The 16936-nt window shown below is 51.2% G+C and carries 9 protein-coding genes; all 9 read left to right on the forward strand.

Annotated elements, in window-relative coordinates; genetic code table 11:
* Positions 1 to 136 precede the first annotated feature (136 nt).
* The 9 genes from DXA87_RS07430 (at position 137) to DXA87_RS07470 (ending at position 16861) form a co-directional block, all read left to right on the forward strand.
* Positions 137 to 4990 carry a cytidyltransferase-related domain protein gene (locus tag DXA87_RS07430; RefSeq protein ID WP_117503720.1) on the forward strand — a complete coding sequence of 1618 codons (4854 nt, stop codon included), beginning with the start codon at positions 137 to 139 and terminating at the stop codon, positions 4988 to 4990.
* Between the two features lie 152 nt (positions 4991 to 5142).
* Positions 5143 to 6405 carry a lactate dehydrogenase gene (locus DXA87_RS07435; RefSeq protein WP_117503721.1) on the forward strand — a complete coding sequence of 421 codons (1263 nt, stop codon included), beginning with the start codon at positions 5143 to 5145 and terminating at the stop codon, positions 6403 to 6405.
* Between the two features lie 193 nt (positions 6406 to 6598).
* On the forward strand, positions 6599 to 7696 hold the full coding sequence (locus tag DXA87_RS07440; protein WP_117470540.1) for an NAD(P)H-dependent oxidoreductase: 1098 nt from the start codon (positions 6599 to 6601) through the stop codon (positions 7694 to 7696).
* Positions 7697 to 7915: 219 nt separating this feature from the next.
* Positions 7916 to 8965, forward strand: coding sequence for a TAXI family TRAP transporter solute-binding subunit (locus tag DXA87_RS07445; protein ID WP_117503722.1), 1050 nt, complete (start codon positions 7916 to 7918; stop codon positions 8963 to 8965).
* 35 nt (positions 8966 to 9000) lie between these two features.
* Positions 9001 to 9462: a DUF1850 domain-containing protein gene (locus DXA87_RS07450; protein WP_158553043.1), complete on the forward strand. Its 462-nt coding sequence runs from the start codon at positions 9001 to 9003 to the stop codon at positions 9460 to 9462.
* 92 nt (positions 9463 to 9554) lie between these two features.
* Entirely contained in the window at positions 9555 to 11528 is a 1974-nt protein-coding gene (locus tag DXA87_RS07455; RefSeq protein WP_117503723.1) for a TRAP transporter permease, read from the forward strand.
* Between the two features lie 505 nt (positions 11529 to 12033).
* The gene (gene thrC / locus DXA87_RS07460; protein ID WP_117503724.1) at positions 12034 to 13521 is read left to right on the forward strand and encodes a threonine synthase; all 1488 of its coding nucleotides are present in this window, start codon (positions 12034 to 12036) and stop codon (positions 13519 to 13521) included.
* A gap of 143 nt (positions 13522 to 13664) precedes the next feature.
* Positions 13665 to 14531, forward strand: coding sequence for a class II fructose-1,6-bisphosphate aldolase (gene fba, locus DXA87_RS07465; protein WP_015552276.1), 867 nt, complete (start codon positions 13665 to 13667; stop codon positions 14529 to 14531).
* Positions 14532 to 14743: 212 nt separating this feature from the next.
* On the forward strand, positions 14744 to 16861 hold the full coding sequence (locus DXA87_RS07470; protein WP_117503725.1) for a glutamine synthetase III: 2118 nt from the start codon (positions 14744 to 14746) through the stop codon (positions 16859 to 16861).
* The last annotated feature ends 75 nt before the right edge of the window (positions 16862 to 16936 follow it).

The following is a 16936-nucleotide window of genomic DNA, read 5'->3' on the forward strand; positions in this document are numbered from 1 at the left end:
TTATAATTGAAGGCAGCCGGAAAACTGTTCTTCAAAGCTGCTCATATTCCCGGCTTGGCACGGGAGTCCCTACGGCAGCAGGACCGGAATTTCTGTGCGATCCGTCCTCAAAACCCCACGAAACGGAGGTATTTCCATGTATAACAGACATATCCGCCACCTTGTGACAGAGCTTGGAAACCGTCTGTCGGATAAAGAATTCTTAAAAAAGATCGGTCTCAGCCGCCGCAGCATGCAGCAGCTCTTCAATAAAGACCACTGGGAAGTAATATTCGGGAAAGCATTCCCGGTGACAAGACGCTTTTCCTGCGCAGAAATCCTGGAATTCTGCCGCGAAGATATGGAAAAGCTCGCAAATGAACCGGAAGAAGGCTGGCTCTCCTTCACCTATAAATATTCGACCCACATTCTGTACCCTGATGGGGATTTCTCTGCGTCCGCGGCTCCCTATGCGCCGTCTGCGCTCTATTTCTTAAACGTACTCCAGTATTTCTTTGACGAAGAACGGAAAGTCATGCCGTTCGATCCCTACGATGATTTTCAGCTTCTAACCGAAGAAGAGTACGCGAATTTCGAGCGGGCAGGAGAGTATGCCCACTTTATCCGCGAATTCCGCGACCAGTATGTATATGAAATGATGCGCTTAAACCGTGAGGCGACCCCGTTCGAGACACTGGGACACATCGCAGGCGTCCACTACGTTGCGATGGCGGTGGCCCAGGGCCTTTATAAGGCAGGCGTGCCCATCGATCTGGCGCTGGCATCCGGCGCGGCGGCGGGACATGACCTCGGAAAATTCGGCTGCAAGCCAAACGAGCGGGTCCCGTACCTTCACTATTACTACACGAACCAGTGGTTCACCGCCTACCACATGGAAGGAATCGGCCACATCGCTGCGAACCACTCCACCTGGGATCTGGAGCTCGACAATATCTCTGTGGAGTCCCTGGTTCTGATTTACGCCGATTTCCGCGTAAAACAGATGCGCGGCGAGGACGGCCGGGAGATCACGAAGATCTACACCTTAAAAGATTCCTTTGATGTCATCCTCTCAAAACTCGACAATGTGGATGAGGCAAAACGGAACCGCTACCGCGTCGTTTACTCCCGCCTTTACGAATTTGAGCGTTACATGCGCTACAAAGGCGTGGATGTGGACCTCACAGGGAATCCGGACCCGGCAGAAAAAACGGTGGATATCGTTCTGCGGTCCGGAAAACAGATCGTCCGTTCCTACGTGTTCTGGGGAATCGAGCACAACATCGATGTCATGCACCGCCTCGGCACCGAGCGCCAGTTCGGAAACATCCTGGAGGCGGCTCGGAGCGAAAAAGACTGGAAGAATGTCCGCGCCTACTTAAACATGTTCAACGAATATTCGATCCACCTGAACCACCGCCAGAAAGAGCAGACCATCAGCTTCCTGTACGAGCTCCTCTTAAACCGTGAGGGCGATATCCGCAGACAGGCGGCGGCACTGATCGGAAAAATGTTCGCAGATTTCAATGCCGGTTACCGGAAGGAGCTGCCGAAAAACATGCCGGACCCGGATGACAAGACGGCTCTGACACTCTGGGAGGAATACCTTGGACAGCTGGTGTGTCCGGACTACCGCCTGACGATCCAGCAGAAGCACAGGATCCAGAACTCCTTAAAATTTATCATGGTATCCGCTATGGAGCGAAGCTCCGAGAAGGTCCGGGAAGAGCTGTTTACCGTGTTCGTGAAGTGGTTTGACGGCCATCACCGGCTGGTGGGAGACCCGGTATTTTACCTGCTGGACTGCATTTTTTCCCTGCCGCTGGACCTCTGCAGCAAAGGAGACCGTCTGGAGCAGCTGATCCGCTTTGCCATCAGCCATATGGACGACCCGGATGAGAAGGTGCAGATCGCGGCCGTCCGCGTCTTAAAGGTTCTGACCCAGGCGGTGCCGCCGGAAAGCGCCTGCTACGAGATCGTCTGCGACGCGGCGCACCGGATCAATCCGAGAACGATCACGCTGCTGTTTTTACAGTACCGGATCTATACGAACCTGCGCCTGGACACCACTGCCCAGCGGGAAGTTCTCTATGGACACGATGTGGTCAGCGATATCTTCCTTGAAAACTTAAAATCCGCGACCCCGTGGATCTTGAAGTCCGTAAATATCAAGCTTCTTGCGGATCAGGTCGATCACGGAAAGAGGGATCACCTGCTTCACATCTGCGCGCACTTTTCGAACCTTATTAAGGTCAGCGAGCAGGTCGGTGTCCGCCATGACGCGGGCCGCGCGCTCCTGCGTCTTGCCCATTTACTGACAACAGACCAGAGAAATGAGATCGCGGTGGAACTCTTAAAGGGACTGGAAGTGGGAGAGTACGAGTTCTCCAAATACATCCCGGAATACCTCGGTGAGTTTGCCTTATGGCTGCCGCCGGAACAGCTTGATGACATCATTGAACGTCTGCATATCCTGCTGGCGAACGGAAATGAACGGATCGTGTCCGTTGCCCTCGATACGTTAGGAGTCCTTTTGGAGTGCTATTCGCGGTATACCGTCCGTTTCCATGAGTCCGAGGAAGTATCGGAAGAACGCCGCATGAAGCTTCTCGGCCTGATTTTAAGCTGTCTTGCAAACTACAGGGAGCAGGTCCGCCAGGAGGCACTGCTTGTCATCGGACAGCATATTTTCGGCTCACAGATCCTTGCGGAGAGAGACAAGAGCAGGATGTTCTCCCTTTGCGCAAAGAAACTCCTGTTCCTGTTAAATGAGAATAAGGGCGGCGAGCTGAGTCTCTACTACCGTGCCGCGACTCTGTCCCATATTGACCGTTTTATCACTCGCTACCAGTTGTTCGGAGGTCCGGTGGAGACCAGGACACGGGAGAAGATCGCATTTTTCCCGGGAACCTTTGACCCGTTTACCTTATCCCACAAGGGGATCGCAAAGAAGATCCAGGAGCTCGGATTTACCGTATTTCTTGCCATTGATGAGTTTTCCTGGTCGAAGAAGACCCAGCCGCATCTGGTGCGCCGCCAGACCGTAAACATGTCCATCGCGGACGAGTTTTATGTCCATTTATTCCCGGACAACACGCCGGTAAATATCGCGAATCCGGCGGATCTGCGGAGGCTGAAGGAGATGTTCCCGACGGAAGAACTCTATATCGTTGTGGGATCCGACGTGATCCACAACGCAAGCTCCTATAAAAAGGAGCCGGAGGAGAATTCCATTCATACCTTCAACCACATCGTCTTCCGCCGCCCGGGTGAAGAACATCCAACGGAGATATATGAGCAGATCCGGGGGAAAGTCGTGCAGTTGGAGCTTCCGCAGGAGCTGGAGGATATCAGTTCCACGAAGATCCGTGAAAATATTGATAACCACCGCGATATTTCCAGCCTCATCGATCCGGTAGTCCAGGAATACATTTACCACAAGGGCATGTACCTGCGGGAACCGGAATTCAAGCCGATCTTACGGGCGAAAGCTATCGCCTTCGAGAACGCGGCGGGCAGGGACCGTGAGGTACTGGACGAGCTTGGAAACACCGTTCTCTACGGACATCCGGACGCCCAGGCGATCCTGACAAAGATCCAGGTGGAGAATGACCGCCTGCTGATCTTAAGAAATACCGTGGAAGGTGAGCGCCCGGCGGGCTTTGTGAGCTACCGGGAGATCGGAAACGAGGATCTGTTCGGCGTCTTAAAGGACATGGAGCTGGCAAACCTGGTCCGCGGAAAGAGCAGCCGGGAGATCCTTCTGATCACAGGCATCTATGCGAGAGAGGACGGCACCGGGGACAGCGGGGTGATCCGCGATGCCCCGCAGCAGCTTCTCGTTGAAGTGCTGGCGAAAGAGTTGGAGAAAAACTACAGTTTCGCATTGTTTGTCGCGGAGCGCGGCACAGCGACGAAAGAGGTCGTGTACGTGCTGGAGAGACAGGGCTTTATCCGTCCGCATATGGCGGACGAGAACGACAAGCGGACGATCTACATGGTCGACATGCATGAGCCGTTAATGTTCCTGCATAACCTGGATACTACGATCAAGGAGCCGTTTGCCAGCAATCCGGCGGTTCTGGATGCTGTGGAGAAAAACCACAAAAAGCTTCAGATCGCTATGACGAAGCTGTATCCGGGAAATCTTGTACTGTCCTTATCATCCGGCATCATGTATCATCGTCTTGTGGACCGGATCACGGCGCTCAACGATGTTCCGAGAGAGCCGCTGGTGCCGAGAAGACTCGGAAAGAACATGTGCGTTCCGTTCGGTAAGATCCTGCGTGGAAAGGTTGTGCCGAATACGGTGACGAAGACGCTGCATACCGATAAGGTCTATGAGCCGGATCTGAACAGCTTTACGATCGAGCCGTTCCCGTACTACTCACCGTTAAAAAGCCAGATCGAGACCATCAAGTCCTTCGATCGGCCGGTGATCCTGGTGGATGACCTCGTCCACACGGCGAACCGGCTCCAGGTGCTCGTTCCGCAGCTCAGGGAAGACGGGATCCCGATCAAGAAGGTCGTCGTGGGCGTCCTGTCCGGCTACGGCCGCGACCTGATGCAGTGCCTGAAGGTGCCGGTGGAGAGCATCTACTCGATGCCGAACCTGCGCCAGTGGTTCGTGGAGTCTACACTGTATCCGTTTATCGGTGGCGATACCGTGCGCCGTGAGGAGATGAAGGTTGCGGGACTTCAGCCGTCCATCAACATGATTCTGCCCTACGCGACGCCGAGACTTTCCGGCTGCAGCCGGGAGGCGCTTGTGGAGTTCTCGGCCTGCTGTATCGAGAATTCCAGGGATCTTTTCCAGGTCCTTGAAGCGGAATACCGGAAAATGTACGCGAAAAACCTTACCCTTTCACGCCTCTCCGAGGCCGTCATCCTGCCGCTCTGCCCGGATAAGGGAAGCTGTATGGAGTATGATGAGAACCTGGCGGCGTCAGTATATCTGGAGAATGATCTGGAGACGCTGTGGAGGATGAAAGAGTTTATGATCAAGGGATAAAATGCTGAACGCCGTCTGGAATTTCGAGAGGCTGAGGGCTTAAAAGGAAGATCTGCGATAATCGTGGGCTGTGTATCAAAGCCGTAAGGTCGGCAGACCTGAATGGCTTTGGTGCATGGCAGTAAAATATGGAAATCAGGGGGAATGAAATTATGGTAACCTATTATAAAATCGGAGACATGTTTTGCGCGTCCGCGCACGGTGATCTGCCATATGAGAAAACAGAGAAACCGGCAGCAGGAACAAAGCTCACCTGGCTCTTTACCGGCGGACCTGGCAGCCGTCGCGCCTCATTTCTTGTAAACCATCCGGCAGAACTCTTCATGGAGAAAGAGGATGTCAGCTGGTTAAACACAAGCAAATTAAATACGTCCGCAGATGATAGACAGATCAAGGAGCTCCCGGCGGATCTCCTCGCGCAGCTCGATGCCGGAACACTCCGCGCGGTAAACGCGTCCCACCCGAAATTTGAGGAGATCCTGGCATATAAGCCGAAAGAGGGCAAAAAGCGTGTCCATGTTCTGGCGATCGGCGATGTGGGCAGCATGCTCTTAACAGGTCTCCATCTTCTCGGCGGAGATGTGATCTCCTCCATCGGAATCTGTGATATCTCCGACAAGGTGACTGCCCGCTGGGAGTTTGAGGAGAACCAGATCGCCTATCCGTGGGACTATGACGCGATGCCGGAGGTGGACGTTGTGGACCAGGATCACCTCTTTGACTGTGATGTGTTCGTATTCGTGGCCTCAAAGGGAATCCCGCCGGTCGGTTCCGGTGTCAAGGATGTCCGCATGTACCAGTTCGAGAACAACTCAAAGATCATCGGACATTACGCGAAGATGGCGAGAGAAAAGAACTTTAAGGGCTTATTCTGCGCCGTCTCCGATCCGGTGGACCCGCTTGCGAAGACCGCGTTCCTTGAGAGCAACAAGAATGAGGCAGGAGAGTACGACTGGATGGGGCTTCTCCCGGAGCAGATACAGGGATTCGGCCTCGGTGTTATGAATGCGAGAGCTGCATATTATGCAAAACGTGATCCGAGGTTTAAGCAGTTTTTGACGGAAGGCCGTTCCTTCGGACCGCACGGACAGGATCTCGTTATCGCGGATTCCATCGAAAACTACAACGATGAGCTCTCAAAAGAACTGACAAATCTCACCGTCACTGCAAACCTCCACATGCGCGCCATCGGCTACAAACCGTTCGTTGCCCCGGCGTTCTCATCCGGCGCGATCTCGATCCTGATGACGCTCAGAAAGCAGTGGCACTGCGGTTCCGTGTTCCTCGGCGGCGTTTACATGGGCGTGAAGAACCGCTATACAGAACATGGCCTCGAGACGGAGGCACTGGCGCTGCCGGATGCTTTGTATGAGAGGATCGTGTTCGCGGCTGAAAATCTTGCGAAGATCGTGTAGAGGTTGTTTCTGCGGCGAAGGCTAGAATATAGAAAAATGCTGATCTGATTTGTCCCGGCAGGTTTCCCGTATGTCGGGGAGAACTGCCGGGATTTTTATACGTGCCGTGTTGAGGATGGAAAGCCGTTGTTATAAAAATATCAGTGATCATGTATATTGAGTGAAGCAGATTTATCAGGGAGAGTGATACATCATGGAGAGTGACAGATTATTAGTTCTATATCCGCAAAAACGAGGCCCGGAGAAAGAACGGTCGCGTATGGACGAGGTTTTGAGGGCGGCGCTTGACGGGATCGATACCGAGATCGTGGAAGATATGGAAATTTTGGAGCAGGATCCCTTCAAATATCGTGGACGCAGACTCCTGTTTGCAGTTCCACTTGGGAGAAATGGCATCAACCGCGGTTACTACGAAGTTCTCGCCTGGCTGCGGGGCGGTGACCAGGTCCTCGCGGGGGCGACTGCTGGGATGATCATCGACGCGGAGAGCGAATTCTACACGAAAGCGACGGCAAGAGAGCTTGCGGTGGCGGCAAACCGCGCCGGATGTGCCTTTGTCGGCCGCCCGCTGGTGGAAGGAACCGCCTCCCTCGATAACTACCTGATCCAGGCTGCCAATATGAACACCGATCGGTTCGGCGCTTATAAAAAGAGCGCTGCGATCCTGGCACATCAAATTCTGGAAGAAACATGGCAGCCGAAAGAAGAATCGCACCTTCTGGTCCTTCACGCCTCAAACCACAGGACCTCCAATACCCTGGCGATTTGGCAGAAAGTAAAGGAGTGCCTGGATGAACGGATCAGGATTCAGGAGATCAACCTGCGAAACGGCACTCTCGTGGACTGTTCGGGATGTCCATACCAGATGTGCCTGCACTTTGGTGAGCAGGGAAAATGCTTCTACGGCGGAGCCATGGTGGAAAATATCTACCCGGCGGTCAAGTGGGCTGACGCGATCCTGCTCCTCTGTCCAAACTACAACGATGCCCTGTCCGCGAATATGACGGCGTTTATCAACCGCCTGACAGCCCTGTTCCGGACCACACGGTTCTACGACAAAGCCCTGTTCGGAATTATCGTATCCGGCTATTCCGGCAGTGACCTTCTCGCTGGGCAGCTCGTAACAGCCCTCAATATGAACAAGACCTTCTACCTCCCGGGCAATTTCTGCATGATGGAGACAGCCAACAACGCCGGTGCTGCCATGAAGCTTCCGGGTATCGAAGACAGGATCAAGGAATTTAGCGAAAAAATGACGCATATACTGATAAAAGAGACACAAAATAGCTGATACAATTTTTGAATTTCAAGCAATTGTGCGTCAAAACTTTACATCACGGAAGTGAACAACTGCAATTATGAGAAAAGCAACGAATAGCTGAAAGATTTCAGACGTTTACAAAAATTACTAATATTTGTTGCAAAAGTAACAATAGAGATGTATAATATGTTCGTAAGCTTCCTTTGCTGAAACATTGTGCAAAGGAACAGAAAAAGGAGGTAGAAAGATATGAGAAAGAGATTTTCCGCAGCAATGGCACTCGCATTATCCTGTGCAATGGTACTGACCGCTTGTTCCGGCGGCAGCAAACCGGCAGAGACCACAGCCGCAGCAGCAGCCGACACTACCGCGGCAGCAGCTGAAACAACAGCAGCCGCAGCAGCAGCCCCGAGTGGTGATGCCCAGAAGTTAACAATGGGTACTGGCGGAACCACCGGTACATATTACGCATTCGGTGGTGTAATCGCGAATGTATTAAACAGCAAAGACATCGGAGTGAACATTAACGTTCAGTCTACTGGTGCTTCCAAAGCAAATATCTACCTTGTAAACGACGGTGAAGCAGACCTCGCGATCGTACAGAACGACGTTATGGATTATGCTTACAACGGAACTGACCTCTTCGCAGAAGAAGGCGCAGCAAAAGATTTCACAACAGTTGCAGCCCTCTACGCTGAGGTTTGCCAGATCGTATCCTCCGGCGATATCAAATCTGTCGCTGACTTAAAGGGCAAGAGAGTATCCGTTGGTGACGCAGGCTCTGGTGTTGAGTTCAACGCACGTCAGATCCTCGAGGCTTATGACATCTCCTTCGATGATATCCAGGTCAACAACCTCGGATTCGGTGATTCCGCAGATGCGTTAAAAGACGGCAAGATCGATGCTTTCTTCTGTACAGCAGGCGCACCGACAACAGCGATCGTAGAGCTCGCTACAACAAACGCGATCAACCTTCTTGAGATCGATGACGAGCATGCGAAGAAGCTTGCGGATGCACATCCGTTCTACACAACATACGCAATCCCGGGCGGCTCCTATAAGGGCGTTGACGATGATGTTCAGACAGTTGCTATCAAAGCTACTCTGATCGCATCCCCGAAGCTTTCCGAAGAAACAGTTTATAACCTCACAAAGGCTATTTTCGATAATAAAGATGAGATCGCTTCCACACATGCAAAGGGCGAAGAGCTTGATCTCGAATATGCGGTTTCCGGTATTTCTGTTCCGTTCCATCCGGGTGCTGAGAAGTACTTCAAGGAAGTAGGAGCAATCAAGTAATTACCTTGAAAAACAGGAAAGTAAGATTCTTTACAGTGGCAGCAATAATCACGGCAATTATTGCTGCCACTCTTGCCTATACCTTACGAAGCGGAGACTATCTGGTCCTGAGGAACGGAGACACAAACGCAGAATATGCCCGCTTCCGGGTAAAAGAGGGGGATGAGTTTTCTGTAACGTTCATCCACTCGGTAAATAAGTATCCGTTGACGGACGTTTACGAGATCCGCGACCACAAGATCTACGTGATCCGCACGATCTACAATAATTTCGGTGCGGGCGTGCAGACAGAGATCGAGGATGGGCAGACGCTTACGTATGATGAAAACGGGGAGATGGTTGTTTCCGGGTTTGACAAGGAAATGCCGTATCTCTCATATATTGTGGGTACGGTCTCGGACCACACACTCACACTTCACGGAAAAGAAATCAGTTTGAGGGATCTCTGCGGACGAAACAGCAAAGTAGAGTTCTCCTGTGAACATAAAGGATTCTAAGCGTTAAAAGAGTTTCGGACATATCCGGCGCCTGTTTGTATAGGGGGTATACAGGGGCAGCGCCGGAAACGAAATATAAAGGAGGGATTGGTATGGCAGAGAAAGACAACATGAAAGTCAACACATCTCCGATGGCTGATGTGGAGACCGGTACCGCCGAAGACGTCGAAGCCATCATGAAAAAGTACGACCGTGAATCGAATACCCGAATCTGGGAAGGCACCCCGAAGCAGGTCATTCGTTTCCTTCTGGCAGCGTTTTCAGTTTTAATGCTCTATATGAACCTGTTTGCAAACTGGGATGAGCGTGTAAGACGTTCCCTGTTTGTCGGTTTTGTAATTATCCTTTCATTCCTGGTATATCCGATGAAAAAGGGAAGCTCAAAAAAGAATTCCGTTCCGATCTACGATATTATCCTTATGGTACTCGGAGCCGGTGCTTACTTCTATTTCGTATTTAACTTTAAAACAATTATCGGCCACGCGACACGAATCAGCCAGACAGAGGTTATCGTTGGCGTGATCGGTATCCTGATCTTAGCAGAAACATGCCGCCGCGTTGTAGGTATTCCGATCCTCTGTGTGGCGACATTCTTTGTGGGTTACGCGTTTTATAACGGACTTGGACAGGGCAGAGCCTTCGCGGTAGTCTTAAAGTCCATCGTTTACAACCTGTTCTATACGACGAGTGGTGTTATCGGTACTCCGATTGGTGTCTGCTCCACGTATATCGCACTGTTTATCCTGTTCGGCGCTTTCCTTGAGGCGACCGGTATTTCTGAATTCTTTATCCAGCTGGCAAACTCTCTGGCAGGCGCTTCCACAGGCGGACCGGCAAAGGTAGCGGTTATCTCCTCTGCTCTCTGCGGTATGGTATCCGGAAGCTCCGTTGGTAATACAGTAACGACCGGTTCCGTAACGATCCCGTTAATGAAGAAGACCGGTTATCAGGGTGAATTCGCAGGTGCCGTTGAGGCAGCTTCCTCCACCGGTGGACAGATCATGCCGCCGATCATGGGCGCCGCCGCATTCTTAATGGCTGAGATGGTAGGCGTTCAGTACGGCGAGATCGCGATGAGAGCGATCTTCCCGGCACTCCTCTACTTCACAGGTATCTTCATTACTGTACACCTTGAGGCAAAGAGACTTGGCTTAAAGGGTATCCCGAAGGATGAGCTTCCGAAATTCGGACCGTTATTTGTCCGTCAGGGTTATCTTCTTATTCCGTTAGTTGCCCTTGTTGCAATGGTTATGATGGGCTACACGATGTCCCGTGCAGCGATCATCGCTACCGCCCTTGCAATCCTTGTCAGCATGCCGAATAAAGAAACAAGAATGAACCCGACAAGATTCATCAACGCGTTGGAGGCAGGCGGTAAGAATACACTTTCCGTAGCTGTTGCCTGCGGCGTTGCCGGAATCATCGCCGGTGTCGTAACAATGACCGGTCTTGGACAGCTCCTGATCTCCGCAATCGTCGGCGTTGCCGGTGACCGCGTGATCGTAGCATTATTCCTTACCATGCTTACCTGTATCGTTCTTGGTATGGGCGTTCCGACAACTGCAAACTACATCATTATGGCTACCACATGTGCTCCGATCCTTGTAAATGGTATGGGAATCAACAAGATCGCTGCCAACATGTTCGTATTCTACTTCGGTATCGTAGCAGATATCACACCGCCGGTTGCTCTTGCAGCTTACGCAGGATCCGCGATCGCGAAATCCAACCCGATGAAGACCGCGTTAAATGCATCCCGTCTTGCGATCGCAGCGTTCATCGTACCGTATATCTTCGCGTTTAACCCGGCAATGTTATTTATCGATACAGGCGTTCTCGGTGTTGTAACGATCATCGTAACATCCCTGATCGGTCTGTTCGGCGTTGCAGCCGGTCTTGAAGGCTATATGTTCGCGAACCTGAATGTGATCGAGAGACTCTTATCCATCGTCGGAGGTCTCTGCCTGATCATTCCGGGAACCGTGACAGACATTGTCGGTATCGTTCTTGTCGGAATTTCAGCGGCGCTGCAGATCATGAAAAAGAAGAAAGCGGCTGTGGCATAGAAGAAATGGATGAAAGTTATATCGGAGTATATTGCAAAGGAAATTTGCATATGATATAATGGCTAAGAAAGAAATAGAACATAGTTCAAATTTACACAAAATGAAACCCCTCAGAGCGGCATCTCTGAGGGGTTTCTTCTCGTTTTATGTAGTTGAGCATCTACAGGTTAGTTACCGATCCAGTTTACTGTCTAACCATTTGATGATGTAGTGACACACCACACCAGCCATGACAGCAACTATAAAAGAAAAAACATAATCCAAATTTACACCTCCTTTCTGTCACCAGATTGGAGTGGGTAACGAGACGAGTATATCATAGGCAGGAGAAAATTGATAGTTACTCCAGTATAAAACAGAGATAAAAAATAGACTTTTGCGAGGAATATTTGTGTATGAGGAGATCCCTGTTTTCATTGATTTTATCTTGCAAGCGACATTAAAGTATGCTACACTTTCCGTAAAGTTTACCACTGTATCTGCGTAAAGAGAGGAAGGAAAAACGATGGAATTATTATATGGAAGTACCCGCGGCGGGGAGACTGGCGTGACAGCATCCCAGGCAGTGTTAAAAGGACTTGCAGATGACGGCGGTCTCTACGTTCCGGAGCGCATCCCGACGTTGGACGTGACGATGGACGAGCTTGCCGGAATGACATATCAGGAGACGGCATACGCAGTTATGAAACAGTTCCTGACCGATTACACGGAAGAAGAACTGAAATACTGTATTTCCCATGCATACGATGAGAAATTCGACACAGAGGAGATTGCACCGCTCGCAAAGGCGGACGGCATGTATTTCCTGGAGCTGTTCCACGGAAAGACGATCGCTTTCAAGGATATGGCACTCTCCATTCTGCCGTACCTTATGACAACGGCTGCAAAGAAGAACCATGCGAAGAACGAAATCGTGATCCTGACCGCTACATCCGGAGATACCGGAAAGGCAGCTATGGCCGGATTCGCTGACGTTCCGGGAACAAGAATCATCGTCTTCTATCCGAAGAACGGAGTAAGCCGCGTCCAGGAGCTTCAGATGCTGACCCAGAAGGGCGCAAACACATCTGTAGTCGGAATCGAAGGAAACTTTGATGATGCCCAGACAGGTGTAAAGAAGATCTTTGGCGATAAAGAATTCGCGAAAGAACTGGATGCTATGGGATTCCAGCTTTCCTCTGCAAATTCCATAAACATCGGCCGCCTTGTTCCACAGGTCGTTTACTATGTATACGCCTACGCGAAGCTTCTCGCAAACGGTGAGATCGAAAAAAATGAGAAGGTCAACGTCGTAGTTCCGACCGGAAACTTCGGAAACATCCTGGCAGCGTACTTCGCAAAACAGATGGGTGTTCCGTTCGGCAAGCTGATCTGCGCGTCCAATGACAATAAGGTCCTGTATGACTTCTTCCGGACAGGCACATACGATAAGAACCGTGAGTTCATCCTGACCACATCCCCGTCCATGGACATCCTCGTCTCCAGCAACTTAGAGCGCCTGCTCTACTTAAGCTGCGGAAGAGATGCCGCAAAGACAAAGGCGATGATGGAGCAGCTCTCCACAAACGGAAAATACGAGATCACTGAGGACATGAAGGAATTCATGAAGGACTTTGCCGCAGGCTACGCAGATATGGAAGAGAATGCGAAGGAGATCCGGAAAGTATTCGATGATACCGGATACCTGATTGACACACACACAGGCGTCGCAGCAGCCGTTTACGAGCAGTATAAGGCGAAGACCGGCGATACCACAAAGACTGTGATCGCATCCACAGCAAGCCCGTACAAGTTCTCCAGAAGTGTTATGGAGGCAGTTTTCGGAAAGAAGGAAGATGCCGATGAGTTCGCCCTGATCGACGAGATGGAGCGCATTTCCGGTGTGAAGATCCCGCAGGCGATCGAGGAGATCCGCGACGCGAAGATCCTCCACAACCGCCAGTGCAAGCCGGAGGAAATGGAAGAAACTGTGAAACAAACCTTTTCAAAGTAGGGTAAATCGGTTATAATAAAATTATCATGACAACAGTACCTGTTGGGAATAGATGGCGTCTGCTCCGCATATAAATGGAAACAGACGGCAGATCCGGCGGGACAGGCTGTTCTGTCAAAATAACGATTCAAATGGAGGCCTATATGTTAGTAACAGCGAAAGAAATGCTTGAGAAAGCAAGAGACGGCAAGTACGCAGTAGGACATTTCAACATCAACAACCTTGAGTGGACAAAAGCGATCCTGCAGACAGCAGAGGAACTGAGATCCCCGGTTATCCTGGGTGTTTCAGAGGGCGCAGGAAAATACATGACAGGCTTTAAGACCGTAGTAGGTATGGTAAACGGTATGCTGGAAGAGATGAAGATCACTGTTCCGGTAGCTCTTCACTTAGACCATGGTACCTACGAGGGATGCTTAAAGTGCATCGATGCTGGATTCTCCTCCATCATGTTCGACGGTTCTCACTACCCGATCGAAGAGAACGTTGAGAAGACAAAAGAACTGATCCGTATCTGCCGTGAAAAGGGAATGTCCCTCGAGGCAGAGGTTGGAGCGATCGGCGGCGAGGAAGACGGCGTGATCGGTATGGGCGAGTGTGCAGACCCGAACGAGTGCAAGATGATCGCTGACCTCGGAGTTGATATGTTAGCAGCAGGTATTGGAAATATCCATGGAAAATATCCGGCAAACTGGAAGGGCTTAAGCTTTGAGACACTTGCAGCTGTCAAAGAGGCTGTAGGCGATATGCCGCTCGTTCTCCACGGCGGTACCGGTATTCCGGAAGACATGATCAAGAAAGCGATCTCCCTCGGCGTAGCAAAGATCAATGTTAACACCGAGTGCCAGCTCGCGTTCGCAGACGCTACAAGAAAGTACATCGAAGCAGGAAAAGACCTTGAAGGAAAGGGATTCGACCCGAGAAAACTCCTTGCGCCGGGTGCAGAAGCGATCAAGGCGACCGTAAAGACAAAAATGGAGTTATTCGGTTCTGTCGGCAAAGCTGACTAAGCCGTTTAGCTTGCATTATCATGCAGTTAAAAATGTTCTCCCTAGTATCAGGGAGAACATTTTTTCAAGCTAAAATTGAAATTCAGCCGAAATACCCTGGCAGACCATGATTGGAACAGGCTGAATATTTACAGGTAATTCTCATACTTTTTAAAGTACGATTTCACCCCATGCCATAACGGGCAGCTTATACAGAATTGAGGAGGAAAACTATGAGCGAAACTATCAATGTGGAGGCAATCTTCGGAGAGAACGTCTTTAATGACTCCGTGATGAAGGAACGCCTTCCGAAAAGCGTCTACAAGAAATTAAAGCAGACCATCGAGGATGGCAGCGAGCTGGATCCGACGATCGCGGACGTGGTTGCCCATGCGATGAAAGACTGGGCAGTCGACAACGGCGCGACCCACTATACCCACTGGTTCCAGCCCCTTACCGGTGTGACCGCTGAGAAACATGATTCCTTTATCGGAAATTTTGATTCTCAGGGAAAAGTTCTGATGGATCTCTCCGGAAAAGAGCTGATCAAGGGTGAGACCGACGGTTCTTCTTTCCCGTCCGGCGGCCTGCGCGCGACCTTCGAGGCCCGCGGATATACCGCTTGGGACTGCACTTCCGCGGCATTCTTAAAGAAAGATGCAACCGGCGTAACACTCTGTATCCCAACCGCCTTCTGTTCCTACAGAGGCGAAGCCCTCGATAAAAAGACCCCGCTTCTCCGCTCCATGCAGGCCATCGACAAAGAGGCGACAAGAATCTTCCACCTTTTCGGACACACAGAAGTAAAGCGTGTTACCCCGTCCGTAGGACCGGAGCAGGAGTACTTCCTGATCGATCGCGACAAATATTTAAAGAGAAAAGACCTGATCTACACCGGACGTACCTTATTCGGCGCGATGCCGCCGAAGGGACAGGAGATGGATGACCACTATTACGGTGTTATCCGCGAGCGGATCGGTTCCTATATGAAAGAGTTAAATGAAGAGCTCTGGAAGCTGGGCGTTACCGCAAAGACCCAGCACAACGAGGTCGCTCCGGCACAGCACGAGCTGGCAACGATCTACACAAAGGCAAACCTTGCCGTTGACCACAACCAGATCGTTATGGAGACAATGAAAAAGGTCGCAAACCGTCACGGTATGGCGTGCCTGCTCCATGAGAAACCGTTCCAGGGCGTCAACGGTTCCGGTAAACATAACAACTGGTCCCTGGCTTCTGACACCGGTATCAACATGCTGGATCCGGGTGTAACACCGCATGAGAATATCCAGTTCCTTCTGGTTCTTGCCTGCATTATGAAAGCAGTTGACCGCCATGCGGATCTGCTCCGTCAGTCCGCGGCTGTTCCGGGAAATGACTTCCGCCTTGGCGCTCAGGAGGCACCGCCTGCGGTCATCTCCATCTTCGTCGGCGAGCAGCTTGAGGACGTGATCGACCAGCTGATCTCCACAGGCTCCGCGACCCACTCCAAGACCGGCGGTACCTTAAAGACCGGTGTTACCACTCTTCCGGACTTTGATAAGGACGCAACCGACAGAAACCGTACATCACCGTTCGCGTTCACCGGAAATAAGTTCGAGTTCCGTATGGTCGGCTCCTCCGACTCTGTTTCCTCCGCAAACGTTGTATTAAATACCATCGTCGCTGAAGCGTTCAAAGAGGCGGCTGACGAGCTTGAAAAGGCAGAAGATTTTGATCTCGCTGTCCATGATATGATCAAGAAGCTTCTCGCTGATCACCGCCGCATCATCTTCAACGGCAACGGTTACAGCGAGGCGTGGGTAGAAGAGGCAGAGCGCCGCGGACTTCCGAACTTAAAGTGCATGGTAGACGCGATCCCGTCCCTCGTTACCGAGAAAGCGTTCAAGCTGTTCGGTGACTTTGGTGTATACACGAAGGAAGAGCTGGTGGCAAGAGCGGAGATCGAGTATGAGTCCTACGCGAAATCCGTAAATATCGAGGCGAAGGCGATGATCAATATCGCAGGAAAGCAGCTGATCCCGGCTGTTGTCCGCTACACAACCGTTCTCGCTCAGTCCTTAAGCGCTGTGAAGGCTGCATGCCCGGAAGCTGACAACAGTGTCCAGACAGAGCTTCTCATCGAAGTTTCAGATCTTCTCTCCGACATGAAGGTTGCCCGCGCGAAGCTTGAAGACCTGGTAGAAGAGTATCAGCACATCGACAGCATGGAAAGGCGCGCCCACTTCTGCTACGACGAGATCATCCCGGCGATGCAGGCTCTGCGTGACCCGGCAGACCAGCTTGAAATGATCGTAGACAAAGAATACTGGCCGATTCCGAGCTATGGGGATATGATCTTTGAGGTGTAAGAGACCTCTAAATAAGAATACATAGTATGACAATAAAAACGCCGCCCTGCGGGAGAAGATCCTGCGGGGCGGCGT

The sequence above is a fragment of the Desulfotomaculum sp. OF05-3 genome (genome assembly GCF_003435535.1).
In the GTDB taxonomy this organism is placed as follows: Bacteria; Bacillota; Clostridia; order Lachnospirales; family Lachnospiraceae; genus Pilosibacter; species Pilosibacter fragilis.